This is a genomic window from Roseovarius halotolerans, assembly GCF_900172255.1.
In the GTDB taxonomy this organism is placed as follows: Bacteria; Pseudomonadota; Alphaproteobacteria; order Rhodobacterales; family Rhodobacteraceae; genus Roseovarius; species Roseovarius halotolerans.
On record NZ_FWFU01000004.1, the window covers coordinates 64,497 to 89,249 of the forward strand.

Consider the following 24,753-nt stretch of genomic DNA (forward strand, 5'->3'; position numbering starts at 1 on the left):
GAGGCAGTAAAAGGACGCAAAAAATGCGCCGACCTATCTTTATTTCCCTGTGCATGACAGGCGCTATCGCCCTTGCGGGCTGCGGAGAGTCAAAGGATGCCGACGTTGATCGCGCATTCCAGAGCGTCAATGTCGTGGATGAAAGCAACCTCAACGACGTGATGCTGAACGTGGCCGATGCCAACGAGGCGGTCTCGTATTTCCAGCGCGCCACCGGCGAGAAACCCGACCGGATCGACCTCAGGCGTGGCCTTGCCAAATCGCTGGTGCGCGCCAAGCGCAGCACCGAGGCGGTCTCGGCCTGGAAATCCGTGGTCGCGCATGAAGATGTCACCAACGAAGACCGGGTCGAATACGCCGACGCGCTGATCCGCAACAACGAATGGAAACGCGCTGACGAGGTGCTGGATTCCATCCCCCCGACCCATGAGACCTTCAAGCGTTATCGCCTCGAGGCGATGATCGCCGACAGCAACCAGGACTGGAAGAAAGCCGACAGCTTTTACGAAACCGCCGTGGGCCTGACCACGCGCCCGGCGGGCGTGATGAACAACTGGGGCTATTCCAAGCTGACGCGCGGCGATTACAGCGGCGCCGAGCGGCTGTTCTCGGATGCGATCCGCCAGGACAACGCGTTGTTCACCGCCAAGAACAACCTCGTTCTCGCGCGCGGTGCGCAGAAGAAATACGTGCTGCCGGTCATCCCGACCAGCCAGGAAGAACGCGCCCAGCTGATGTATACGCTTGGCCTTTCGGCGATCAAGCAGGGCGACACCGAGATCGGCAAGGGGTTGCTGCGCGACGCGATCGAAACTCATCCCCAGCATTTCGAGGCCGCCGCGCGCAGCCTGAACGCCCTTGAGGGCAATGTCAGCAACTGATCCGGACCCGAGCTTCACGAGACGCCCATGTCGCTTCATATCACTGTTCAGCAGGCCCTGTGGTTTCTGCCTCTCGCGTTACCGATCTGCCTCTGGGTGATCTGGAGCGACCTGCGCGCCATGCGCATCCCCAACAAGGCTGTCCTGTCGCTGGCGGGGGTATTCCTCGTGGTCGGGCTCTTCGTGGTGCCGCAGCCGGAATATCTGTGGCGGCTGGTTGCGCTGGTGGTCATGCTGGTGATCGGCATGCTGGCCAATGCGGCGGGCATGATGGGGGCCGGGGATTCCAAGTTCCTCGCCGCCGCCGCGCCCTTTGTCGCCCTGGGCGACTTCACCTTGATGATGATCATCCTCGCCACCAACATGATCGCCTGCTACGCCACCCATCGGCTGGTCAGGGCAAGCCCTCTCAGTCAGTTGGCGCCGGACTGGGCAAGCTGGTCGAGCGGGCCGAAATTTCCGATGGGATTCGCGCTTGGCAGCACCTTGGTGATCTATCTCGGACTGGGCATCGCCTTCGGCAGCTGAGCCGCCCGGCCCCCTGCCCCGCACCTGCCCGACCCTCTCCTTAATTTCTGCATCTTTGCGCGCCATGTTCGCACCATGGCCCCGCCGCTGCGCGGGGCACATTTGACGTGCAACACCAATCCGCGGGCAGAGACCGATGAACATGCAACCCACCCAGACGGGCGTCCAGCCGCCTCCTCCCCCGAGCGGCCTTCAGGAGATGCAGCTGCCGATCGTCATGATGCGCGACATCCTGATCAAGACCATGTTCCGCAAGAACGTGGATACCGCCAGCGAGCTGTCCGAGGCAATCTGCCTGCCGCGCGCCGTGACGCAGGAACTGATCGACCTTGCACGCGAACAGAAACTGGTCGAGGCGACAGGCACGCTGAACGCCAATTCGGGCGGCGAGATGGGGTTCCAGCTGACGGATGCGGGCAAGTCCCGCGCACTTGATGCCCTGTCCCAGTCGGAATATTACGGCGCCATGCCGGTGCCGCTGGCTGCCTATCGCGAACAGGTCAAACGCCAGTCGATCCGCAACATCCAGATCACCCGCAACGAACTGACCGCCGCCATGGGCCATCTGGTGCTGCCCGACAGCCTGCTGGATCACCTTGGGCCGGCGGTGTCGGCCGGCCGCTCGATCCTGATGTATGGCCCGCCGGGCAACGGTAAATCGAGCATCTCGAACGGGATCCGCGACGCCATGGGCGACCGGGTCTATGTGCCCCGCGCCATCGAATATTCCGGCCAGGTCATCACGGTCTACGACCCGATCGTGCATTCCAAGGCCGAGGTGGAAAAGGACGATCCCAACAGCCTGCGCCGCAAACGCACCTTCGACACCCGATATGTGCAATGCGAGCGCCCCACCGTGGTCACCGGCGGCGAACTGAGCCTCAACATGCTGGACCTGGTCTATAACCCCACGGCACGCACCTATCAGGCGCCATTGCAGCTGAAATCCACCGGCGGCATCTTCATCGTCGACGACCTTGGCCGCCAGGCCGAACCGCCCCAGGCGCTGGTCAACCGCTGGATCGTGCCGCTCGAGGAATCCAAGGATATTCTCGCGCTGCAATCGGGCGAGAAGTTCGAGGTGCCTTTCGACACGCTGGTGATCTTCTCGACCAACTTTCACCCCAACGAGATCTTCGACCAGGCCGCGCTGCGCCGGATCTTCTTCAAGATCAAGATCGACGGGCCGAACCAGGAAAACTTCCTCAAGATCTTCGCGATGGTCGCCAAGAAAAAGCAGATGCCCCTGGACGAAGCCGCGCTGGTCCACCTGCTCAAGGTCAAGTACCCCACCATCGACAACATCTATGCCAATTATCAGCCGGTCTTCCTGATCGACCAGATGATCTCGATCTGCGAATTCGAGGGCATCCCCTATCAGATGAGCCCCGAACTGATCGACAGGGCCTGGGCGAACATGTTCGTCAAGGACGAGAAAATCGTGAAATAGGCGCGCCCGCGCCGCCCTTATGGGGCGAAGATCGCCTTCAGGATCACCGCCTCGGCCGCACGGTCGCCGCCCGACAGGCTCGAAAGGGTCTGGCCCGGCGCCATCTCGTATCCCGCCGCGGCGAGCCGGTCATGCACCATTGCCGGATCATCCTGCGACAGCGCGATGATCCGCGCGACCGGGGCCTCGGCCAACCCCTGCATTACAGCCTTGACCGGGCTGCCGCCCGCGCCACCCGCGAGCGGGAGGAAAGAGGCCGCCAGAACCAGCACGAAACCGGCGATCACGCCACGCGCAAGCGGTCGCTTGAGATAGGTGCGAAAGGCACGGAAATTGACCGCGAGATGCAGCCCCACGCCCAGAACCAGCGCCCAACTCAGCCATTCATGCGCCGGTTTGTTCAAGGCGGTATCGAAGTGAAAGAACATGAGCACCCCGGTCACGGCGCTGAGAAGGAACGCCCCGATGGTGATCGGGGTTGCGAATTGGCGCAAACTGGGCATTGGCTGGCTCTCTTTATCAGGGACATATCGTTCCTGAAACGTGCCGGGCCGCGATTTCCGGCGCGCGCACCGCGCAAGGCCGCCATGCATCCGCCGTTCGGCTGACCCCGGCCCGGATGGAGCGGCGCTCAGTTGCGTCCGGCGACCATCACCCCATTCTGCGCCTGTTGCGCAATGATACCCATGTCCTCGAGGTTGCCGCGATAGGTACGGCTGACCGGCACCCGGTCACCGTTCTTCAGCAACAGGAACATCTTGTGCGCGTTCTCTCGCTCGACCCGTTCGATCGCGTCGCGGGCCACCCAATGCGAGCGGTGAACACAACACCCCTCGGCCGGTTCCATCTCGTCGATTGCATCCGAAAGACGCAGCCGCAGGATTTGCGCGCCGCGTGTCGTCACCACGTCGACGTAATGATCATTGGCACTGAGCCGCAACACCGGCGCACGGACATCTTCCTCCAGACGCCGCAACAGGCGCGGGCCCGGAAACGTGTTGGCCCCAAGCGTGTCCCGCAAGCCCGAACGCAGGGGGACCGGGGTCAACCGGCAAATCTGGCGCCGCAGCGCCAGCACGCCGAAGGAAATCACGAACGTATTGAACACGACCCCCCTGAGGTTGATCAGCCCCGTGGGTGCATCCGGTTGGAGGCTGGTGCGCAACAGCCAGATCATCGGCCCCAGAATGACAGCGATCAGAAACGCGACGAAAGGATCGAAGAGGAAGGGATGTTTCTCGCCCAGGATCATCAGGGCAGTGGCATACATCGCATAGCCGAAAAGGATGCCCCCGGTCGTCACCAGCCCCCAGTAGAATGCGCGCTCTAACAGATCCATCCCCAGGAATGTGCCAAACGGGCCTGCAACCGTCGCGACGACAACGCAGGTGATCCAGATGAACACCGTGGTTGGCGCGCCGATCGTGCTGAATGTCTCCGAAAAGACGAAACGAAGTTTAGCGAAATCAATCATCTGGACCCGATTTGTGTTGCGGCATCATCCTATAGAGGTTTTGATCGCGTGCCAACGGTGCACACGGTGGCGCCGCCCTGCCACAGCAAAAGGCTCTCGCCGTCAGATGAACGACTTCAGACCGGTTTCCCCCGCCGTGGATCAAAGGATCCGCAACAGTTTCGCCACGCAATCCATGATGACGACGCTGGGTGCGGAACTTGTGCATGTCGCGGCTGGCGCCACGGAGATCCACGCCCCGATCCTGCCCGGCAGCCGCCAACAGCACGGTTTCGCCCATGCAGGCCTGACCTTTGCAATCGGAGACAGTGCGGCAGGCTATGCGGCGTTATCGGTCATGCCCGAGGATCACGAGGTTCTGACCACCGAGATGAAGATCCACCTTCTGGCGCCGGGCAAAGGCGACCTCTTGATCGCTCGCGGTAAAGTGATCAAGCCCGGTCGCCGTCTGGTCATCGTTCAGGCCGATGTCTTTGCCCGTATCGAGGGCAAGGACACCCATATCGCGATGATGACCGGCACGATGATTCCCCTCGCGCCGGCCTGAAACGCGCCGTATGCCGCCTGTTCAGGCGGTCAGCCCCTCGGGTTCGCTCAGCCCGTTGGCGCGGCAGCAGGCGGTCACCGTATTGGCCAGAAGGCAGGCGATGGTCATCGGCCCGACCCCGCCGGGAACCGGGGTGATCGCCCCCGCCACCTCGGCGCAGCTCTCGTAATCGCAATCGCCCACGAGCCGGGTCTTGCCCTCGCCCTTTTCCGGGGCGTCGATACGGTTGATGCCGACATCGATCACGGTTGCGCCGGGTTTGATCCAGGCGCCGGTCACCATCTCGGGGCGGCCAACGGCGGCGATCACGATATCGGCGCGCCCTGTGACCTCCTGGATATCCCTCGTGCGGCTGTGGGCGATCGTCACGGTGCAGCTGTCACCCAGCAGAAGCTGTGCCATCGGCTTGCCCACGATGTTCGAGCGCCCGATCACCACGGCATTCAGTCCCGACAGGCTGCCAAGGTGGTCGCGCAGCATCATCAGGCACCCAAGCGGCGTGCAGGGCACCATGGATTTCTGCCCGGTGCCCAACAGGCCCACATTCGAGATATGGAACCCGTCCACATCCTTGGCCGGGTCGATCGCGTTGATCACCAGATCCTCGTCGAGATGCCCCGGCAACGGCAGTTGCACCAGTATCCCATGCACGGCGGGATCGTTGTTGAGCTGCTCGATCAAGCCCAGAAGATCCTCCTGCGCGGCATCGGCATCCAGTTTGTGCTCGTAGGAATTCATCCCGACCTCGACGGTCTGCTTGCCCTTCGAGCGCACATAGACCTGGCTCGCCGGGTCTTCGCCCACCAGCACCACAGCAAGGCCGGGAACGATCCCGTGCTCTTCCTTCAGCCGCGCCACATGGCCCGCCACCTTCTCGCGCACCCTGGCCGCGAATGCCTTGCCGTCGATGATCTGCGCCGTCATCGCTGTTCCTTTCGCAAATGGATCGCACTCGCGCCCCGCATACATAGACGGGGCGCGGGACTTCAAGCGTCGTCGTTCAGAACAGGCCCTCGATATCGCCATCCGCATTGAGCTTGATCATTTCGGCGGCGGGTTTGCTGGGCAGGCCCGGCATGGTCATGATCTCGCCGCAGATCACCACGACGAAACCCGCACCCGCGCTCAGGCGCACTTCGCGGATCGGCACCGAATGGCCGACCGGCGCGCCGCGGCGGTTGGGATCGGTGGTGAAGCTGTATTGCGTCTTGGCCATGCAGACCGGCAGATCGCCATAGCCTGCGTCTTCCCATTCCTTGAGCTGGTTGCGGATCTTCTGATCGGCCAGCACCTCGTCGGCGCGATAGATGCGCTTGGCGATGGTGTCGATCTTTTGCAGCAAGGGCATGCTGTCGGCGTAAAGCGGCGCGAAATTGGCCTGGTCGGCATCGGCGATCTGCGCGACGCGGGTCGCCAGTTCCTCGGTCCCTTCCGAGCCCTTGGCCCAGTGCTGACACAGGATCGCTTCGCTGCCCTGCTCGGCGACGTAATCCTTGACCGCCTGCACCTCGGCATCGGTGTCGGTGACGAAATGGTTGATCGCCACGACAACCGGCACGCCGAAGGATTTGACGTTCTCGATATGGCGGCCGAGGTTTGGGCAGCCCTTCTTGACCGCATCGACGTTCTCATCACCCAGATCGGCCTTGGCGACGCCGCCATTCATCTTCATGGCGCGAACCGTGGCCACGACCACCACGGCCGAGGGTGCAAGCCCCGCCTTGCGGCACTTGATGTTCATGAACTTCTCGGCGCCCAGGTCGGCACCGAAACCCGCCTCGGTCACCACGTAATCGGCCAGTTTCAACGCCGTCGTCGTCGCCATGACCGAGTTGCAGCCATGCGCGATATTGGCGAAGGGACCGCCATGCACGAAGGCGGGGTTGTTCTCCAGCGTCTGCACCAGGTTGGGCTGCATCGCGTCCTTGAGCAGCACCGTCATCGCGCCATCGGCCTTGATATCGCGGCAGGTGATCGGCTCGCGCTTGCGGGTATAGGCGACGATGATGTTGCCCAGACGACGCTCGAGGTCGGCAAGATCGGTGGCAAGGCACAGGATCGCCATCACCTCGGACGCGACCGTGATGTCGAACCCGGTCTGGCGCGGGAAGCCGTTCGAGACCCCGCCAAGCGAGGTAACGATATCGCGCAATGCGCGGTCGTTCATGTCCAGCACCCGGCGCCAGACGACGCGGCGCTCGTCGATGCCCAACTCGTTGCCCCAGTAGATATGATTGTCGATCATCGCGCTCAGCAAGTTATGCGCGGTGGTGATCGCATGGAAATCGCCGGTGAAATGCAGGTTCATCTCTTCCATCGGGACAACCTGCGCATAGCCGCCGCCAGCCGCGCCACCCTTCATGCCAAAGCACGGCCCGAGGCTGGCTTCGCGGATGCAGATCGCCGCTTTCTTGCCGATCCGGTTCAGCCCGTCGCCAAGACCCACGGTGGTCGTGGTCTTGCCCTCGCCCGCCGGTGTGGGGTTGATCGCGGTCACCAGGATCAGTTTTCCGTTCTCGTTGCCCTGGACGGAATTGATGAAATCCTGGCTGATCTTGGCCTTGTCATGGCCATAGGGCAAAAGGTGGTCGCTGTGGATGCCGAGTTTCTCGCCGATCTCCTGGATCGGCTTCTTGTTGGCTTCGCGGGCGATCTCGATGTCGGACTTGTAGCTCATGATGTTTCCTCGCACGGGCAAAAGGCGGTGAAGTTTCCCTATCTCGCACATAGCGGCTTTGCCCAATCGCACAGCACGCAATTCCGACATATTCGGTGCGTGTTGCGGCGGCTCGCCGCAGCACGGTTTCTGATCGGAAACAGCGTTGCCGCTCAAGCACCCTGGTATCGCAAGGGAATTCCGACTGTCCGAAAGCGCGCCTAGCGACCGGTTGCCTCGGAGATATGCGCCCAAGGGCGTTGGTCTGGAACATGCAGGCGCATGATGTCGCCCAGTCGCAAGATGCCTTCGCGCTCGACCCAGGCGGTCACGCCGCGCCGCCCCTCCGCCGCCGCCTTGAAGCCACGCCCCTTGCCGGGCAAATGTTCGTCAATCGGCTTTGCGGGCAGATGGCAGGGCCGGTTCTCCATGTCCACGACCAGCGTCGTGCCGCTCTCCGACTGCAGGCGCGACGAAGGCGGCAGATGGGTGAGATCCGCGATTCCCTCCAGCACGATGGACGCTCCGACCCAGGCGGGATCAAGGCGCTCGATCCCCATATCGGCGGCGATCTGCGCCAGTTCCTCGGCCGAGAGGACCGAGAATTGCCGAACATTGCGGATTTCGGTGTCGCGCGGATATTGCGCGATCACCCGGCTGCATGAAGGCCGCGTGAGCCCCGCATGTTCCTCGCCCTCGACCCCGGCATATGTCGCCATGATCTCGGTCAGCGGTTCAGCGCAAAGGCTCGCCTCGCGATTCGACACACGGCCAAGCCATGTGATGCGTCCGGTGAAGTCGGTCGGCAATAGCGCGGGCATGACGCCTCCTTGTCAAACTGGTCCCGGCGCGACTTTCCCGCGCCGCGCGCAGCCGGTCAAATGACAAGATGTGCGCCGTTGCATCAGCAGCTGTTCACACCGTCAGCGTGAAGAACATCCGCCGGAACGGGAACAGCACCGACCCGTCCGCCCGGACGGGATAGGCGGCATGCATGACCTCTTCGTAGCGGCGGATCAGATCGGCCTTCTCGTCCTTGTCCAGCGCCTCGAGAACCGGGCGCGCATAGGTGCTTTCGGTGAAACGGCGCACCGGATGGCTGCCTGCCTCGGCGACGAGGCGCTGGTAATACTCGGTCTCCCACAGGCGGAACTGCCCGCGCCGCGACAAGAGCTCTTCGTATTTCACCGGCGCCATGACACCGGGCGTGCCCATCTTTTCGATGCGGCCGGGAAACAGTTCCTCGGCGAGGCTCAGCCAGACGCGATGCGAAGGCGCCTTGTTCTGGTGCGGCATCTGCACCGCCAGCGTGCCCCCCTTGCCCAACAACCCGGCAAGGCGCGGCATCAGGTCTTCGTGGTTGCCCACCCAGTGCAGCACGGCATTGGAAAAGATCAGCCCCGGCGCGCGGCGCGGGTGCCAGTCCATGATATCGGCGCGTTGCAGGCTGTCGTAACCGGGCATCTGCCCCGCCTTCTCCAGCATCGCCGGAGAGCCGTCGACCCCGATCACCTCGCGCCCGCCAGCCCGCGCCTTGAGCGCCTCGCCAAGCGCGCCGTTGCCGCAGCCAAGGTCGATCAGATCGCCCGCACCCATCCGGCTGACCGCGTTCAGCAGGTCGAGACCGGGACGCAACCGCAAATCCCTGAACCGCGCATAGGCTCCGGGGTTCCAGTCGGAAGAGGCGGCCGCGCCGCTCACGCCGAAGGCTCGGGCTCCGGCCCGCCGTCGCCGATCTTTCCGGGCGCGGCCTTGGGCTTGGTCTTGGGAATCGCGGTCAGCGAGGGTTTCTCCTCCTTCTCGGGGGAACCGTCATCGTCGTCGTTGGACTCGGGCGGCTCGCCACGGATCACCCGTGCGATCTCTTCACCTGTCAGGGTCTCGTATTCCAGAAGCCCCTGCGCCAGCCGGTCCCATTCGGCCTTCTTCTCGGTCAGGATCTTGTAGGCCTTGTCATAGGCCTCGTCGATCATGCGCTTGACCTCGTCCTCGATCAGCTCCTTGGTGTGGGCCGAAATCGAGAAGCCGCCAGCGGCGTTGCCCATGTAACCTTCGTGGGCCTGCTCGTAATCGACATTGCCGACCTTGTCCGACATACCCCAGCGCAGAACCATCGCACGCGCAAGGCCGCTGGCCTGCTGGATGTCGCCCGCCGGGCCATTGGAAACGTCGTCCGGCCCGTATTTCAGGATCTCGGCTGCCTTGCCCGCCATCGTCATCGCCAGCTTCTGCTCGCATTCCGACTTGTGCCAGTTCAGGCGGTCGATCTCGGGCAGGCTGACAACCATGCCCAGCGCGCCACCGCGCGGGATGATCGTGGCCTTGTAGACCGGATCGCATTTGGGCAGTTCCAGCCCGACGATCGCATGTCCGGCTTCGTGATAGGCGGTTTTTTCCTTCTGATCGTCGGTCAGCACCATCGAGCGGCGCTCGGCGCCCATCATGACCTTGTCCTTGGCGTTCTCGAAATCTTCCATCGTCACGAAACGGCGACCGACCCGTGCGGCCATCAGCGCCGCCTCGTTCACGAGGTTGGCAAGGTCCGCACCCGAAAAGCCGGGCGTGCCGCGGGCGATGATCCGCAGGTCCACATCCGGGCCAAGCGGCGTCTTGCGCGCATGAACGCCAAGGATCTTCTCGCGGCCCTTGATATCGGGATTGGGCACGGTGATCTGGCGGTCGAAACGACCGGGACGCAACAGCGCGGGATCAAGCACGTCCTTGCGGTTGGTGGCGGCGATGATGATCACGCCTTCGTTGGATTCAAAGCCGTCCATCTCGACGAGAAGCTGGTTGAGCGTCTGTTCGCGCTCGTCATTGCCCCCGCCATAGCCCGCACCACGATGGCGGCCCACGGCGTCGATCTCGTCGATGAAAACGATACAGGGTGCGTTCTTCTTGGCCTGCTCGAACATGTCGCGCACACGGCTTGCGCCGACGCCGACGAACATTTCCACGAAATCGGAGCCCGAGATGGTGAAGAACGGCACACCGGCCTCGCCCGCAATGGCGCGCGCCAGAAGCGTCTTACCTGTGCCCGGAGGCCCGACCAGCAGCGCACCCTTGGGGATCTTGCCCCCGAGACGGCTGAATTTCTGCGGGTTGCGCAGGAATTCGACGATCTCTTCCAGTTCTTCCTTGGCCTCGTCGATCCCGGCCACGTCGTCAAAGGTCACACGGCCATGCTTTTCTGTCAGCATCTTGGCCTTGGACTTGCCAAAGCCCATGGCGCCGCCCTTGCCGCCGCCCTGCATGCGGTTCATGAAATAGATCCACACGCCGATCAGCAGAACGAATGGCAGAAGCGAGATCAGGAAGGTCTGGAAGCCCGACTGCTCCTGCGGCTCGGCGCTGACGGGGATGCCGGCGTCGATCAGCTTGTCGGTCAGTTCCGCGTCCTCGGGCTTGACGGTAACATATTCCTTACCATCGGCCCCGCGGAAGCGAACATTCTCGCCATCCAGGGTCACCTGGCTGACATTGCCCTCCTCCATCGCGGTCACGAATTCGGAATACTTGATCGCCTTGCTCTGGAGCGTGTTGCCCGGACCGCTGAACAGATTGAACAGTGCCAGGATCAGCAGGAACAGAACCAGCCAGAAGGCGATGTTTCTTGCGTTGCCCAAGGAAATTCTCCTCAAAATTCGGATGGCGGGGGCCTATCACGAAACCCACCCGTCTAAAATAGAGATCACGCCCGTATCTTCAATGAGATAAATAGGACGCAAGGTACGCTTCTTCGTCGCGGATCAGCCGCGCATGCCACGGCCCGCCCGGCTGCACCAGCGGCGCAGCCAGCAAATCCGCCCCCTGCCACAGCGCCGGAGACGCCATCAGGGACGCCGTAGGCAGACCACCTTGCGCCCGTTCGTCGCAGGCCGTCAGCCCTTCGGGACCAAGCGCCGCGATTTCGGTGCCGGGGGGGCAGTCCGGGCCTTCAATGCGCCAGCGCCCGTCCCAGACCTCTGCGGCGGGAACGCGCAGCCCCTCGACCGCCTTCCATTCGCGCGTGATCCGGACCCCGCTCTTGCGCGGGCAGATGAGGCAGCCATGCAAGGTCATGTCACGCCCCTCACCGATCGCCTGCATGAGGTCATCCATCGCCCGCCCGCGCGGGCCATAGCCTGCACCGCTGATCCAGTCGAGCGCCCCCAAGAGCAACCGGCGCGCCACTTCGGGGGGCAATGTGGCAAGGCCGGCAGGGTTGATCACCAGATCGCCCGTTTGCACCTCTACCAGGTCGCGCGCGGCTTGGGACGCATATGTATAAAGGGTTTCACGCACATCTCCCAGACGCCGCGCCACGCGCGACAACCCCTCTTGCGTGATCCCGAGCGGCGCCAGCTCGGCCAGAACGGCGCGCGCGCGCACCCGTTCATAGGCTGTATCCTCGTTGCTTGGATCATCGCTCCAGCCGACATTGCGCGCGCGCAGTTCGGCACGCAGGGCGGCACGGGTGACCGCCAGCAGCGGTCGGCAAAAAGCGATGCCCGCGATCACGCGGCAGGGCGCCATCGCCGCCAAGCCGTCGACCCCGGCCTCGCGCGCAAGGCGCATGAGGAACGTCTCGGCCTGATCATCCGCCGTATGGCCCAGCGCCACATGTGTGATTCCCTTTGCCTGCGCCCACTCCGCCATCAGCTCGTAACGCGCGCGCCGCGCCCGGTCCTGCAGGTTGCCTCGCCCGTCCCAGCCCGTCCATTTCAGCACGTCATGCGGCAGGCCCAGATCCGCGCAGATCCGCGCCACCCTGACCGCTTCGTCGGCGGCTTCAGGCCGCAGCCCGTGATCCACCGTCACCGCGCAAAGATCAGGTCCACCGGCGCGGCGCCAATCCGCCAGCAAGACCAGGAGCGCAAGCGAATCACTGCCCCCCGACACCGCGACACCCAGGATTTCGGGCGCCTGGGGGGCGAAATGGGCCTGAATCTGTGCCAGCAATGCCGAGGCGTCGCCGCTCACTGACATCCCAGGTCGGACATGGTCGCGCGTGCTTCGGACACCGCCGCGGCATCGGGAAAGCGGTTCCCGACCTCACTCAGCGTCACGCAGGCCTGTTCGACCTGCCCCAGCTGTCCCAGCGCCCAGCCCAGCCGCGACAGCGCCTTGGGCGCGTCGGGTCCGGCCTGATCGGCGCTGAACGTGTCAAGATAGGCGCGCGCGGCCTCCTTCAGCTGGCCGGACTTCTCAAGCGCCTCCCCGCGCATCAAACCGGCGCGCGCGGTTAGCGGCCCGCCGGGATAACTGCGCTGGAAGGTGGCGAACTGCTCTGCTGCTTCGGCGAAGTTTCCCGCATCCAGCTCGGCTTTGGCCCGCTCGAAATCAGCCTCTTCGCTGACCGCAAGCTGCGGCATGTCGGCATCGCCACCACTGGCCGCATCCTGTCCGGTTCCGTCGCCCGCCCCTTCGCCAGCGGCCATCTCGGCCGAGGGGCCGGTTTCGATCCCGCCCAGCGTGCTGCCCTCGCCCAGCGCGCCGATATCGCAGTCCGCTTCCAGCTCACAGAGCCGGAATTCCAGATCGCTGACCCGGTTCGCGCCATCCTCGGCAACGCTCTGGACACGATGTTCCAGCTGTTCGGTCTTCGCCGTCAGGCGCTGCAGCTCGCTTTCGATCGCATTGACCCGATCCAGCAAGGTGCCGCCGGCACTCAGTTGCCCGGCGGACCCCGTGGTGTTCAGCTCACGCTTGAGCTTGCGCAGTTCGACATAGAGCACCGACAGCTCCTGACGGATATCGGCAAGGGTCTCGTCATTGGCCTGCGCCCCCGAAACCGTGGGAAAACTCAGCGTCACAAGGGTCAGAACGGCGATGAACCGGCGCATCCGATGCTCTCCTTCAAAAGGGTCAGCTGCTCGGCACGGCCGAGATCACCGTCACCGCGCGGCGGTTCTTGGAATAGCACGCCTCGTCGGCACAGAGCTCGATCGGGCGTTCCTTGCCATAGCTCACCACCTTCAGGCGGTTACCGGCAACGCCGCGGCTGACAAGATACTCATGCACCGAATTCGCGCGCCGCGCGCCCAGCGCGAGGTTGTATTCGCGCGTGCCTTGCTCGTCGGCATGGCCCTCGATCACGGCCGAATAATCGCTGTTGGTCATCAGCCACTGCGCCTGCCCGTTCAACGTCGCTTGCGCCTCGGAGGACAAGGTCGACTGATCGACCGCGAACAGCACCCGGTCACCGACCGTCTGCTGGAAATATACCGGCGATGCCGGATCTTGTGCCGAACCGGCCATACCGGCCCCGGCGCCATTATACATGCCTCCTGCACCGCCGCTGCCATCTGCGAACCGGTCAGGGTTCGAACAGGCGGCCAGCGCCATGCCTGCGCATAGCAGGATCGTCTTACTCAGATAATTCATTCCATTGCCCCACTCGTTTATGGTGTCATGCCCGTGTCTGATCCTACCACAGCGCCAGCGCATTGGAAATGCGCGCAGCACTGCGGATCGTCTAATCCTGCAGCGGCGACCACGACGGATCGCTCGCCCCCGTGCCGGTCGGCACTTCGCGCAGGTTTCGTCCCGTGATGTCCACCGAATAGAGGCTCGCACTGCCCTGCGCACCCTGGGTTTCGCGGGTGAACATGATGACGCGCCCGTTCGGGGACCATGTCGGCCCCTCTTCCAGGAAGGATGCCGTCAACAGGCGCTCTTCGCTGCCGTCAACGCGCATCACCCCGATATGAAAACGCCCCTTGGATTGCTTGGTGAAGGCGATCAGGTCGCCGCGCGGCGACCAGACCGGCGTGCCGTAACGCCCCTGTCCGAAGCTGATGCGCTGCGCCTCGCCGCCACCTGCCGGCATCACATAAAGCTGCTGGTTGCCCGAACGGTCCGATTCGAACACGATCCGGCTTCCATCGGGGCTGAAACTGGGTGCGGTCTCGATCGAGGGCGCCGTGGTCAGGCGCGTGCCGGCCCCGCTGTTGATATCCATGCTGTAAAGGTCGGTATTGCCGCCGCGCGTCATCGAATAGACCACGGTGCGCCCGTCCGGCGCAAAGCGCGGCGCGAAACTCATCGAGCCTTCCTGCTGCTCAAGCGCCCGACGCTGCGCCGAACCCACATCCATCACGTAGATGCGCGGAAAGCCGCTTTCATAGCTGGTATAAAGAATGCGGTCGCCATTGGGCGAAAAGCGCGGCGCCAGCACGATCGACGAACTGCCGGTCAGATAGCTGACATTCGCGCCGTCGTAATCCATGATCGCCAGCCGCTTTGCGCGCTGGTCCTTGGGGCCGGATTCCGAGACGAAGACCACGCGGCTGTCGAAATAGGGCGCCTCGCCGGTGATCCGGCTGTAAACCTGATCGGCCACCTTGTGCGCGATGCGCCGCCAGCCGTCCTGCGTCCCCACCAGTTGCAGCCCGTCGCCCAGCTCCTGCCCGGCGAAAACGTCATAAAGGCGGAACCGCACCACCAGCTTGCCGGAGCTGTCCATCGTCACCGCCCCGGTGACCAGCGCCTGCGCATTGATCGCTTTCCAGTCGGCGAATTGCACGGGGCTGGAAAAGCTGGTCACCCGGCTGATGAAGGCATCCTGCGGGATCTCCCGGAACAGCCCGGTCCCGGTCAGGTCGGCCGCTACAACCTCTGCGATCCGGCGGCCCAATTCGGCCCCTGCCGAATCGTCCGAAACGAATTCCGGCACTGCAAAGGGCAAGGGCTCGATCACGCCCTCGGTCAGTTCAAGCCGGAGCGGCCCGTTCTGGGCCGCAGCAGGATGGGTCCACAGCATCAGGGCCGCAAGGAGGGTCATTACATAACGCATCATTTGATCCTCATTCTCTCCGGATTGAACGTCATTTCAATATCACGCCAGTGATCATACTTCTCTTTCGGCAGATTAAAGCCACTTGAACCGCACCGTATAATCGCCCGCCGCGCCGCCTCGAAGGCTTGTTTGGCCGCGCTGCCGCTGCCGCCCGAGGCGCTCAGCATCTCGATCGAACTGACCACCGGGCGGGAATCCTCGCTCATGGTAACACCGACGACCACGGTGGTGCGCAGCGCCTCGGAACTGAGCGAACCCACGTTCCAGCAGTTCTGCACCGCCACGCGCAGCGCATCCTTTTCGCCCGCTGTCATCGGCGGCCCCGAGGGCGCGCCCTGATCAGTGCCGCCTGTTGCCGGCTGACCCTGCCCTAACGCCTCGGCCAGCGCATTGTTCACCGCGTTCTCGTCGGTTTCCGGCTCGCTTGGCTCCCGGGCGTCCTCCGCGGCTTCGGCAGCGGGTGTCGGCGCGGGCGCTTCAGGCCGCGTGCGGGGCCGGGGCGAGCGCGTTGGCGCGGCGCTGGCCAGGTCGTTTTCCTCGGCTTCGGTCACGATCTCGGTCGTGGCTTCCTCGCGGGCGGTCTCGCGGGTGTCCTCCTCGACGGTCTCGGCGGCCTCGGCATCGGGGGTGGTCTCCCGCTGCTCGACCTCGTCGATCTCGACATCGGGTTCGGGCGGCGCCACCGGCTCGGGCGCGACGCGGGGCGCGGGGCGCGGCTGCGGGCGCGGCGATATCTCGGGGACCAGCGCCGTCACATCTTCCTGCGGCGGAGTCAGGACCGGGGGCGCATCGCTCACCTCGGCCTCTGGCAGCGGTGCGGGCGGCTCCTGCGGTTCGGGCACGCTATCGGCAGGGGGCGTCTCACTTGCCTCGGGCTGACTCGTGTCGGGTGTCACGTCCTCGGTCGCGCTCACCTCGGGCACGCCTTCGCCTTCGGCGGGCGGTTCGGGCGTATCAACATTCGCAACCGCCTCGGGGTTGTTGGGCGCATTGCTAAGCGCTGCGAACTCCTCGGCGGATATGGCCGTGACCTCGGTCACCTGGAACGGCAACGGCTCGGACTGAAAGGCACCGCCGAACAGCGCCCAGCCGATCAGAGCCAGATGCCCTGCCCCGGATATGATCTGCCCGGTGTTCACGCCAGCGCCTTCAGCCGCCCTGATTGTCCAGATCGGGCCCGCCGGTATCCGTCACCAGCCCGATATTGGAAAAACCGCCACGGTTCAGTGCACCCATCACCTGCATCACGTCGGCATAGGGAACCGCACCATCGGCCCGCAGGTAGACCCGCGTGCTGTCACGCTCGGCGGCAATCGCGCGCAACCGCCCGATCAATTCGTCCCGCGCCACTTCCGAGGTCTGGATCATCACCACGCCCTCGCCGGTGATAGTCACCGACAGAGGCTCTTCCTCTTCGCCCGGCAGGGCGTTGGCGGCGGTCTTGGGCAGTTCCACGGGAACCCCCACCGTCATCAGCGGCGCCGCCACCATGAAGATGATCAGAAGCACCAGCATCACGTCGACAAAGGGCGTGACGTTGATCTCGGCCATCGGGCGCGAACGCCCGCGCCCGCGCCGCCTGCGCCCGTTGTCGCCCGTTTTCTGAATGACACCTGCGCCCATTGCTCAGGAATCCAGCTGACGGCTGAGGATGGTCGCGAACTCGTCCGCGAAGGCCTCGTAATTGGCGACGATCCGGTCGCAATCGGCACTCAGCTTGTTATAGAAGATCACCGCCGGAATGGCCGCCAGAAGACCTAGCCCCGTGGCCAGCAACGCCTCGGCGATACCCGGCGCCACGACGGCAAGGTTGGTGTTCTGCTGCTCTGCGATCTCGATGAATGCGTTCATGATGCCCCAGACCGTGCCGAACAGGCCGATGAAGGGCGCGGTCGCCCCCACCGTGGCCAGCACCGAAAGGCCGCTTTGCAGCTGTTCGCTTTCCTTGGCAATCGCCACGTCCATCGACCGGTCGATCCGCGCCGTTGCCCCGGCGATCAGCGCGCCGTCGGTGCGGTGACTGCGTCGCCACTCCATCATGCCTGCGGCGAATATCCTCTCGGATTGTCCCGCCGGGTCCGGCCCGATCTCGTCGAACAGCTCGTCAAGCGGCTCGCCCGACCAGAACCTGCGGTCGAATATCTCGGCCTCGCGGCGGGCCTTGCGATAGATGATCAGCTTCTGGACGATGATCGACCACGCCCAGAAGGACGCGATGATCAGCACCAGCATCACCAGTTTCACGATCAGGGTGGCGCGTGCAAAAAGCGCCCACATGGAGAAATCAATCTCCTGTGCCAATGCCAGGGTTTCTGCTTCCATATTGCCTGCTCTTTTCTCTCGGTGGCCTTGTTTTCCGGCCTTATTGAGGGAGAAACTATCCGAATTCCAAGGGGAAAGCCAACAACATCCGCGTTACCGGTGCCGTTTTTCGCCAATCCGCCGCGTTCCGGCGGATAATCGCCGGGTGTTCAGTGCAGCAGCAGCCGGACATTGGCGGGCAGGCGCGCAGGCTGGCCCGCCTCGTTGATGCAGACGACCGTCACCACCGCGCTGAACAGCGTTTCTTCGCCGCGCATCACCGCCTGCTCCATGATCAACCGCGCGCCGGTCACCGCCAGGGTGCGGGTGCGCACTTCGAGCAGGTCGTCAAAATGCGCCGACATCAGGTAATCGGCCTCGACGCGGCGCACCGCAAAGACAATGCCGTCCTCGTCGCGCATCGCGTTCTGATCGACCCCCATCTCGCGCACCCAATCGCTGCGTGCCCGCTCTATGTATTTGAGGTAATTGGCATAATACACGATGCCGGCCATGTCGGTGTCTTCGTAATAGACCCGGATCGGAAAGACATGCACGCCACCCTGCGACTTAGAAAAGTCGATGTGTTCGCCGCTTTTCTTCGCCATATCGTGCCCCGCAATGTTCTGGCGGGCGCCTCATGCGCCCGGCCTTGCCCGTTCTGGCGACAGAGGGCCGCAAAGCGGCGCATGGGTCAAGGCGTTTTCAGCTCATATGCCGCAAGGCGTTCGTGAACCGCGCCATCCGGCCCGAGGATCGAGCGATACAGCCCGAACTCGGTGACCTCGAACGGTTCGAGACCGAAAGCGCCATGCGCCTCGAGGAACGCGCCCAACCGGTCCAGATCATGGCGTGGCATCTCGCGGGGAAAACGCGCCAGCGTCACATGCGGGCGAAACCTCTGGCGTTGCAGCGCGATCCCGGCCTCCATCGCCGCGCCACGCACCTTGCGATGCAAGGCAACCAGCGGATCGCTGCGCTCGACCCCCGCAAAGACAAGCCGCGGGCGCGCCCGGTCGAAAACGTCGACCCCTTTGATACGCAGCGCGAATTCCGGCATGTCGATCTCGGACAGAGCCTCGTGGACGGCCTCGGCGACGGGCAGGTCCTGTTCATCCAGAAACGCCAGCGTGACATGCAGCGTGTCGGCGTCCGCATGACGCCCGACGCGCAGATCGCCCTGCAACCGCGTCAGCGCGGCGCGCGCGACAGGCGGCAAGTCGATCGCGACGAACAGCCTCATCGCGCGCCCTAGCGCTGCGCGACCCGTGCGGCAAGGCGCAGGGCATGGCTGGCATCGCGGCTGACAGAAGGCATGGCTGGATCATAGGCGGCACGGATCAGCGCGGCGATATCCGGCCGCAGGATCACACTGCCGCTATCGGGCATCTTCGCCAGCGGCGAGGCGTCGGCAAAGGCGGTTTCCGACCACAAGAGCGCGCATTGCACCACCTGGCTCAATGCCAGCGTCTCGGCAGGCAGCGCGGACATCTCCTTGTCCATGCGAAGGAACACGAAACAGGCCTTGATCGCCCCATCCGCATCGAAACGGAAAATGCGATACTGGTTCGCCCCCGCCGCCTCCAGCCGCCCCACAAGCGGCACCAGATCAGGCACCAGCCGGTCAAGATCGCGCAGCTCGGTCAGCTCTTGCCAGTCGCGAAAGAAAAAGAACATCAGGTTGACGCCTAGTTCCGGGTCGGTCTCGGACATCTGGTGACCGGCCAGCGCAACCACCGCCTCGATCGCGCCCTTGACCACGTCCAGCGTGCTGTCCTCGACCCCGAAAACGATAGGTGCGATGGGGCGGCCCCAGCGGGCAAAGGCATAGCTGCCATCGGCGCCGGTGAACATCCGCTCGATCGCGTCTGGTGTCAGTTGCGTGCTCATGGCGCCCGAATACCAGAGCCGCGCGGCAAGGCAAACACCTGCCGCAAACACAGATCCGCCGCGCGGAGCATGCGCGCGGCGGATCATCATTGCGTCGGGCCTTATGCAAGCCGGGGACGTTTATTCCTCGAGGCGCTCGACCACTTCCATCGCATAGGCATTGATCAGCACGTCGTAAAAGTCACCTTCCGTGGGCGGAATCACGACCCAGCCTTCGGGCGCTTCGCCACCGGCCGCCTTGGCGCTCACCGTCAGCGCATAGCTGCCCATCGGAGGCAGGTTCGCATCGGTCTCGGTATTGCCGCCCGCAGTATTGGCGGGATGCAAGGCGATGGTGCCTTCGATCTGGTTGAACTCACCCGATTCCGGCAGGACCGGCTCGCCGTTGATGGCGATCTTGTTGATCTCGACCACCATGCGCGGCGCTTCGGCCTGATCGTCGATATTGACATGCGTGGCGATGGCCTTGCCCAAGTCCTGCGTCAGGTCTGGCCAGAATTCCAGCGCGTTGCTGTCCTCGAATGCGCTCAGATCCGATTTGACCTCGACATTCGACAGTGTCTTTTCCTGTGCGCTCACCGGTGCGATACCCAGCGCCAGACCGGCGCAGATTGCCGTGCTCCAGAGAAGTTTCATGTCAGTCTCCTTTCATTCCGGAAAAGGGTGCGGCGCTGCGCGGCGCATGCCCTCGTCCAATGGTGCGGGTCTCCAACGCGGCCTCTCGGCTTTGGTTCCTCGCACCAAGCGGCCCGGCACGGCTGGGCAGCGGATTGCCGCCTCGCGCAAGGATCCTGCGCCACGAAATCAACGCGAACACTCGACGCGGTTCAACGATCCGCAACATGACAGAAGGAACCCTTGCGCGATTTGCACGTTGGCGTTCGATGAACACGCCGAATTCAACCCACAACGCTCCATTGCGGGCCAACGACGTGGTCGATTCCGCCGAACGCGCACTTGACGGCGAACGCGCCAGCCTCGGCGAGGTGATCGATGCCATCGGGTATGCCAGCTATACACCGCTGCTGATGGTGCCTGCGCTGGCGCTGGTCTCGCCTCTCAGCGGCGTGCCCGGCTTCAGCGCGGTCTGCGGCATCCTCATCGCGTCGGTCTCGGCGCAGATGATGCTGAACCGCCAGACACTCTGGCTGCCGCAATGGCTGCGCCGTCGCAGCATGAGCGCGCATCGCGTTCAGCAGGTCATGAAGTGGTTCCGCGTTCCCGCGCGGTGGCTTGACACCTTCACCCGTCAAAGGCTGGGCGCTCTGGTCTCGACGCCGTTCTCGATACTGCCGCAAGCGGTCTGTTTCTCGCTCGGTGCAATTATTCCGCTGCTGGAACTCGTTCCGTTCTCCTCTTCCGCCGCTGGCGCGGTGATCGTGGTGCTAGCTGCGGGGATGTTCGCACGCGACGGCCTGCTGGTGCTGGTGGGCATGTTGCTGGCAGCCTTGGCCGTAGGCACTTTGCTCACCTTCATCTGACCTCAGCAGCGCCAGAAAGGTGCCAGCCGCCCGCACTCTTCGGGGCGGCTGGCTGTTTGTCGTCAATCCTCGGCGTCTTCGGCCGCGTCTTCGACTGCGCGCCCGGCGCTTTCGATGTCCTGGCCTGCGCCCTGAACGGTCTCACAGGCGGCAAGCGCTCCGATCATCGTCAGTGCGATCACGGGCAGAAGGGAAATGCGTTTCAGTGTCATCAGTCTCTCCGATCATTGTTGCACCGTCTCAACGCGGCGATCGGACTGAAGTTCCTGCGCATTTCAGCGCGCGGAAGGTCACTCGTCGTTCTTGCGAATATCAGGCCAGACGCGCGGGAAGGTGACATGCAGCTCGAACCGCGTCGGCAGATCGTCGATGTCCAGCGTGCCGTTCAATTGCGACACGAAGGACTCGATCAGCCGCGAGCCAAGCCCCGACCCGTCAGGATCGCCCTCTGCATCCTCTTCCCCGGCGGGGGCGCGCGAATTCACCACGCTCAGGCACAGCTCGTCATTCTCGACCTTTTTCAGGGCGATGTTGATCCAGGCATCGTCGCCCTTGACGACGCCGCTGTATTTCACGGCATTCATCGCCGCCTCCGCCGCCAGAAGCGACAGCGGGACCGATTGATCCGGGTCGACTTCGACGGGGTCGAACTCGGTCGATACGTTGATCTGCTGTCCGGTCTCGTCCAGCGTGCCGACGATCACCAGCTGCTGGATGATCTCGTCCAACAGCTTGTCGGCGCGCACCATCGACAGCTTGCGCGCCAGGTACAGGTAGCGGTGGATCGCCGACAGCGCCATCACCCGGTCCTGAACGCGGCGCAGAAGATGCTTGGCCTCGCCACTGCGCGCGGCGCGGATCTGCATGTTCATGATACTGGAAATCAGCTGAAGATTGTTCTTCACGCGGTGATGGACCTCGCGCAACAGAACCGTCTTTTCCTGCAGATCCTCTTCGCGGCGGCGATCCTGTTCATCCAGCCGCCGGGTCATCGCGCGAAACGCTTCGGCCACGACTTCCAGTTCCTCGGGCGCATTGTTCAGCCGTGCATGTTCAAGGTCCGCGCGCCCCGCCGCATAAAGACGCATCCACGAGCGCAGCCGCCTGATATGGCGGATCACCAGACGATGCACACCCACATAGGCCACGCCGATGGCGGTCACCCACATGATGATCGGGAAATACAGCGCGAACGCCTCTTCATAGCCCGGCAGGATCAGGCTGCGGCTGCGAGGCGCCCAGCTGCCCAGCGCGAAAACGCTGCCATCGACAATCGCCACCACGGCGAAATCGCGGGTCATGCCTGCGCGGTTTACCTCGCGAAACGTGTGGCGTGGCCGCTCGGCCAGCTCTTCGAGCGTCGTTCGTTGCGGCAGCACCGCGCGCCGGTCATCGGTGAAATCCTCTGTGGCGATGATCTCGCCATGCGATTGAAACAGCACCAGATCGACATCCGGCGCGCGCCCGGTCAGTGACCTGTTGAGCGCGGTGATCGGAACGGCGATCAGAACCTTGCCCATGAACTGCGCCTCGTCGAAGACCGGCACCATCACGTTGACCGAGGCCGGCCCGCCGAGAAAGGACAGCGGCTGCATCTGGATTTCGGTGTCGGGGCTGGTCAGCTGCGTGCGGATAATATCGAGACCGCTCAGGTCGCGCTCCTCGCCGCGCGAGGTGCAGACCAGTTGCAGCTCGTCATCGACGAACCCGGCGAACATGTAATTGGGGGATTGCTCTACAATGCGCCGCATGACCTTGTCGCACGGCCCGTCGATCCCGCGAAAGGCCGATACCGTCAGCGCCAGCGCCTCGGCCGCACTGACGGCCGATCCGATCACCTCACGGCTGGCCGACGCGGCCTGCTGCGTCTGCTCCAGAAGCGCGGTTTCCGACAGCGAGCGGCGCTCTTCCAGAACCTTGAGCGTCTGGTAGACCGATATCAGGCCAAGCGGCAGGATCGCGATGCTCAGCACCAGCGCCAGGAGCACGGCAAGACCCGGCTTGAACTTCCGGCGCGGTGGCGGCTCGCTCATGCAGCCGGATTTCCCTGTACCACCGCCAGTGTCGCTGCATCGGTCATGTCGAGCCCCTCATCCTCGTCCAGATGCATGAGTTCCGCCAGCCGCTTGCGGGCGCGATTGGTGCGGCTCTTGACCGTCCCCACCGCACAACCGCACATCTCGGCGGCATCCTCATAGGAAAATCCTTCGGCCCCCACCAGGATCAGCACTTCGCGTTGCTCGTCGCTCAACTGCGCAAAGGCCTCGCGGAAATCGGTCATCACCAGATGCCCGTCATGGGCCGGCTTCTCGGACATCGCGCCCGCCATCTGGCCCTCGGGGTCCTCGACCTCGCGGCGGCGCTTGCGGTAGAGCGAGTAATAGGTGTTGCGCAGGATCGTGAACAGCCAGGCGCGCAGGTTTGTGCCCGGCTTGAAGCGGTCGAAATTGCTCCAGGCCTTGACGATCGTGTCCTGCACCAGGTCATCCGCCGTCGCCGGATTGCGCGTCAGGCTCATTGCGAAGGCGCGCATCGCGGGCAGATGCTCGATCAGTTCTTCTCTGGGGTCGGGTGTATTGGTCAATGCTTGTCATCCCCGGACGCCGCCCGGTGATCTTTGCCATCATCTTCACTCTGATCCTCGGCACAAGCGCCCGTCTCCTGCTGGCGAAGTTGCTCCAGCAGCTTGGTGAACCGCTCGGGAACCGGTTCGCTGGACGCGTCCGAGTAGACGCGTCTGAGATTGTCGTCTATCTGCTGGTTCAACTTTGAGGTCCTGCTGTTTTCTGCCATGTTACTATGTTCTAACGTCCATTACGCGGCCTGACGCATTTTTACGCCCTAACCGTGGAACCTAACACGCTTGGCGGCGTTTGGTTCCCTGCAAACAAAAATTTTTTCGAGGAAACCATGACCGAAACAACCAGTCAGCGCGACATGTCTGCAGAGATCGCCCAGGACCTGCCCTTTCTGCGGCGCTATGCCCGCGCCCTGACCGGCAGCCAGCAAAGCGGCGACCACTACGCCGCCGCCACGCTCGAGGCCCTGCTTGAGGATCAGGAGATCTTTCATTCCGGCCTGTCACCCAAGGTGGCGCTGTTCAAGGCATTCAACCGGATCTGGGTATCTTCGGGATCGCCCGTGGATGACGCGGGCGAAGACGGCTCGCCCGAGGCGCGCGCGCAGATGCGCCTCTCGGGCCTGACCCGCAACACCCGCGAGGCGCTGCTGCTGCACAGCATTGAAGGCTTCACCACCGCCGATATCGCCAAGATCGTCGATGTCGAACCCGCCGAGGCCGAAGAACTGATCGCCATCGCCCGCAAGGAAATGGCGCAATCCATCCGCGGGCGCATCATGCTGATCGAGGACGAGGCGATCATCGCGATGGATATCCGCGCCATCGTCGAAGGCAGCGGCCATTCCGTCACCGGCGTCGCCCGCACCCGCGACGAGGCGGTGCAGCTCGCGCGTCACGACCCGCCCGACATGATCCTGGCCGATATCCAGCTGGCCGATAAATCCTCGGGCATCGACGCGGTGAATCATATTCTCGAGGAAATGGGCGAAATGCCGGTGGTGTTCATCACCGCCTTCCCAGAACGCCTCCTGACCGGCGAACGCCCCGAACCCGCCTTTCTCATCACCAAGCCCTATTCCGAGGAGCAGGTGCAATCGGCGGTCAGTCAGGCGATGTTCTTCACCAGCACCGAGACGCTTCAGGCCTGAAAAAGCCCGGCGCGGAACAAACGAAAAAGCCCTGCA

The 24,753-nt window shown here is 63.7% G+C and carries 28 protein-coding genes; 6 read left to right on the top strand and 22 right to left on the bottom strand.

Translation table 11 applies throughout. From position 1 onward, the window contains the following. Positions 1 to 23: 23 nt before the first annotated feature. The 3 genes from ROH8110_RS15045 (at position 24) to ROH8110_RS15055 (ending at position 2,859) form a co-directional block, all read left to right on the top strand. Positions 24 to 881: a tetratricopeptide repeat protein gene (locus tag ROH8110_RS15045; RefSeq protein WP_085818590.1), complete on the top strand. Its 858-nt coding sequence runs from the start codon at positions 24 to 26 to the stop codon at positions 879 to 881. Positions 882 to 908: 27 nt separating this feature from the next. Then, complete coding sequence (locus tag ROH8110_RS15050; protein WP_085818591.1) at positions 909 to 1,409, top strand: prepilin peptidase; 501 nt, start codon at positions 909 to 911, stop codon at positions 1,407 to 1,409. Positions 1,410 to 1,545: 136 nt separating this feature from the next. Next, positions 1,546 to 2,859, top strand: coding sequence for a DUF8689 domain-containing protein (locus tag ROH8110_RS15055; protein ID WP_085818592.1), 1,314 nt, complete (start codon positions 1,546 to 1,548; stop codon positions 2,857 to 2,859). A gap of 17 nt (positions 2,860 to 2,876) precedes the next feature. Here the strand turns inward: ROH8110_RS15055 and ROH8110_RS15060 are convergent, their stop codons facing one another. Next, positions 2,877 to 3,362, bottom strand: a complete 486-nt coding sequence (locus ROH8110_RS15060; RefSeq protein ID WP_170156531.1) for a DUF4405 domain-containing protein — start codon at positions 3,360 to 3,362, stop codon at positions 2,877 to 2,879. A 128-nt stretch (positions 3,363 to 3,490) separates the two neighbouring features. Then, the gene (locus ROH8110_RS15065; RefSeq protein WP_085818594.1) at positions 3,491 to 4,333 is read right to left on the bottom strand and encodes a LytTR family DNA-binding domain-containing protein; all 843 of its coding nucleotides are present in this window, start codon (positions 4,331 to 4,333) and stop codon (positions 3,491 to 3,493) included. A gap of 106 nt (positions 4,334 to 4,439) precedes the next feature. Between ROH8110_RS15065 and ROH8110_RS15070 the strand changes: the two genes are divergently transcribed. Further along, complete coding sequence (locus ROH8110_RS15070) at positions 4,440 to 4,880, top strand: PaaI family thioesterase (protein WP_085818595.1); 441 nt, start codon at positions 4,440 to 4,442, stop codon at positions 4,878 to 4,880. Between the two features lie 21 nt (positions 4,881 to 4,901). Here the strand turns inward: ROH8110_RS15070 and folD are convergent, their stop codons facing one another. The 16 genes from folD to ROH8110_RS15150 all read right to left on the bottom strand — a co-directional run bounded on the left by folD (position 4,902) and on the right by ROH8110_RS15150 (position 20,143). After that, positions 4,902 to 5,804: a bifunctional methylenetetrahydrofolate dehydrogenase/methenyltetrahydrofolate cyclohydrolase FolD gene (folD, locus tag ROH8110_RS15075; RefSeq protein WP_085818596.1), complete on the bottom strand. Its 903-nt coding sequence runs from the start codon at positions 5,802 to 5,804 to the stop codon at positions 4,902 to 4,904. Between the two features lie 76 nt (positions 5,805 to 5,880). Next, on the bottom strand, positions 5,881 to 7,557 hold the full coding sequence (locus ROH8110_RS15080; RefSeq protein ID WP_085818597.1) for a formate--tetrahydrofolate ligase: 1,677 nt from the start codon (positions 7,555 to 7,557) through the stop codon (positions 5,881 to 5,883). 200 nt (positions 7,558 to 7,757) lie between these two features. Next, complete coding sequence (locus tag ROH8110_RS15085; RefSeq protein WP_085818598.1) at positions 7,758 to 8,357, bottom strand: MOSC domain-containing protein; 600 nt, start codon at positions 8,355 to 8,357, stop codon at positions 7,758 to 7,760. Between the two features lie 94 nt (positions 8,358 to 8,451). Next, positions 8,452 to 9,132 carry a methyltransferase domain-containing protein gene (locus tag ROH8110_RS15090; RefSeq protein ID WP_085819034.1) on the bottom strand — a complete coding sequence of 227 codons (681 nt, stop codon included), beginning with the start codon at positions 9,130 to 9,132 and terminating at the stop codon, positions 8,452 to 8,454. 101 nt (positions 9,133 to 9,233) lie between these two features. Continuing rightward, a complete protein-coding gene (ftsH, locus tag ROH8110_RS15095) occupies positions 9,234 to 11,162 on the bottom strand; it encodes an ATP-dependent zinc metalloprotease FtsH (protein ID WP_085818599.1) in 1,929 nt (642 codons plus the stop codon). A gap of 79 nt (positions 11,163 to 11,241) precedes the next feature. Continuing rightward, positions 11,242 to 12,504, bottom strand: coding sequence for a tRNA lysidine(34) synthetase TilS (tilS, locus tag ROH8110_RS15100; protein WP_085818600.1), 1,263 nt, complete (start codon positions 12,502 to 12,504; stop codon positions 11,242 to 11,244). Beyond that, on the bottom strand, positions 12,495 to 13,361 hold the full coding sequence (gene ybgF / locus ROH8110_RS15105; protein ID WP_085818601.1) for a tol-pal system protein YbgF: 867 nt from the start codon (positions 13,359 to 13,361) through the stop codon (positions 12,495 to 12,497). Before ybgF ends, tilS begins: the two co-directional genes overlap by 10 nt. Positions 13,362 to 13,383: 22 nt before the next feature. Beyond that, on the bottom strand, positions 13,384 to 13,902 hold the full coding sequence (pal, locus tag ROH8110_RS15110; protein ID WP_085818602.1) for a peptidoglycan-associated lipoprotein Pal: 519 nt from the start codon (positions 13,900 to 13,902) through the stop codon (positions 13,384 to 13,386). A gap of 91 nt (positions 13,903 to 13,993) precedes the next feature. Further along, positions 13,994 to 15,316, bottom strand: a complete 1,323-nt coding sequence (tolB, locus tag ROH8110_RS15115) for a Tol-Pal system beta propeller repeat protein TolB (protein ID WP_085818603.1) — start codon at positions 15,314 to 15,316, stop codon at positions 13,994 to 13,996. Beyond that, a complete protein-coding gene (tolA, locus tag ROH8110_RS15120) occupies positions 15,313 to 16,455 on the bottom strand; it encodes a cell envelope integrity protein TolA (protein ID WP_085818604.1) in 1,143 nt (380 codons plus the stop codon). Before tolA ends, tolB begins: the two co-directional genes overlap by 4 nt. 10 nt (positions 16,456 to 16,465) lie before the next feature. Further along, positions 16,466 to 16,939 (bottom strand): protein TolR, encoded by a 474-nt coding sequence (gene tolR / locus ROH8110_RS15125; protein ID WP_085818605.1) that lies wholly within the window; start codon positions 16,937 to 16,939, stop codon positions 16,466 to 16,468. Positions 16,940 to 16,942: 3 nt separating this feature from the next. Then, complete coding sequence (gene tolQ / locus ROH8110_RS15130; RefSeq protein WP_085818606.1) at positions 16,943 to 17,638, bottom strand: protein TolQ; 696 nt, start codon at positions 17,636 to 17,638, stop codon at positions 16,943 to 16,945. Positions 17,639 to 17,787: 149 nt separating this feature from the next. Continuing rightward, positions 17,788 to 18,225, bottom strand: a complete 438-nt coding sequence (gene ybgC / locus ROH8110_RS15135) for a tol-pal system-associated acyl-CoA thioesterase (protein WP_085818607.1) — start codon at positions 18,223 to 18,225, stop codon at positions 17,788 to 17,790. Between the two features lie 86 nt (positions 18,226 to 18,311). After that, on the bottom strand, positions 18,312 to 18,860 hold the full coding sequence (gene thpR / locus ROH8110_RS15140) for an RNA 2',3'-cyclic phosphodiesterase (protein ID WP_085818608.1): 549 nt from the start codon (positions 18,858 to 18,860) through the stop codon (positions 18,312 to 18,314). Positions 18,861 to 18,868: 8 nt separating this feature from the next. Continuing rightward, a complete protein-coding gene (locus tag ROH8110_RS15145) occupies positions 18,869 to 19,507 on the bottom strand; it encodes a hypothetical protein (RefSeq protein ID WP_176236619.1) in 639 nt (212 codons plus the stop codon). 120 nt (positions 19,508 to 19,627) lie between these two features. Then, a complete protein-coding gene (locus tag ROH8110_RS15150; RefSeq protein WP_245962883.1) occupies positions 19,628 to 20,143 on the bottom strand; it encodes a hypothetical protein in 516 nt (171 codons plus the stop codon). A 248-nt stretch (positions 20,144 to 20,391) separates the two neighbouring features. On the opposite strand from ROH8110_RS15150, the gene ROH8110_RS15155 reads away from it, so the two are divergent. Next, positions 20,392 to 20,988 carry an exopolysaccharide biosynthesis protein gene (locus ROH8110_RS15155; RefSeq protein WP_085818609.1) on the top strand — a complete coding sequence of 199 codons (597 nt, stop codon included), beginning with the start codon at positions 20,392 to 20,394 and terminating at the stop codon, positions 20,986 to 20,988. 62 nt (positions 20,989 to 21,050) lie between these two features. Here the strand turns inward: ROH8110_RS15155 and ROH8110_RS15160 are convergent, their stop codons facing one another. The 4 genes from ROH8110_RS15160 to ROH8110_RS18750 form a co-directional block, all read right to left on the bottom strand. Beyond that, positions 21,051 to 21,200: an entericidin A/B family lipoprotein gene (locus ROH8110_RS15160; protein ID WP_085818610.1), complete on the bottom strand. Its 150-nt coding sequence runs from the start codon at positions 21,198 to 21,200 to the stop codon at positions 21,051 to 21,053. Positions 21,201 to 21,278: 78 nt separating this feature from the next. Beyond that, positions 21,279 to 23,021 (bottom strand): sensor histidine kinase, encoded by a 1,743-nt coding sequence (locus tag ROH8110_RS15165; protein WP_085818611.1) that lies wholly within the window; start codon positions 23,019 to 23,021, stop codon positions 21,279 to 21,281. After that, the gene (locus ROH8110_RS15170; RefSeq protein WP_085818612.1) at positions 23,018 to 23,572 is read right to left on the bottom strand and encodes an RNA polymerase sigma factor; all 555 of its coding nucleotides are present in this window, start codon (positions 23,570 to 23,572) and stop codon (positions 23,018 to 23,020) included. The genes ROH8110_RS15165 and ROH8110_RS15170 overlap by 4 nt, the downstream gene beginning before the upstream one ends. Beyond that, complete coding sequence (locus ROH8110_RS18750) at positions 23,569 to 23,754, bottom strand: NepR family anti-sigma factor (protein WP_254903797.1); 186 nt, start codon at positions 23,752 to 23,754, stop codon at positions 23,569 to 23,571. The genes ROH8110_RS15170 and ROH8110_RS18750 overlap by 4 nt, the downstream gene beginning before the upstream one ends. Before the next feature lie 144 nt (positions 23,755 to 23,898). On the opposite strand from ROH8110_RS18750, the gene ROH8110_RS15180 reads away from it, so the two are divergent. Continuing rightward, the gene (locus tag ROH8110_RS15180; RefSeq protein WP_085819037.1) at positions 23,899 to 24,717 is read left to right on the top strand and encodes a response regulator; all 819 of its coding nucleotides are present in this window, start codon (positions 23,899 to 23,901) and stop codon (positions 24,715 to 24,717) included. Positions 24,718 to 24,753: the final 36 nt, after the last annotated feature.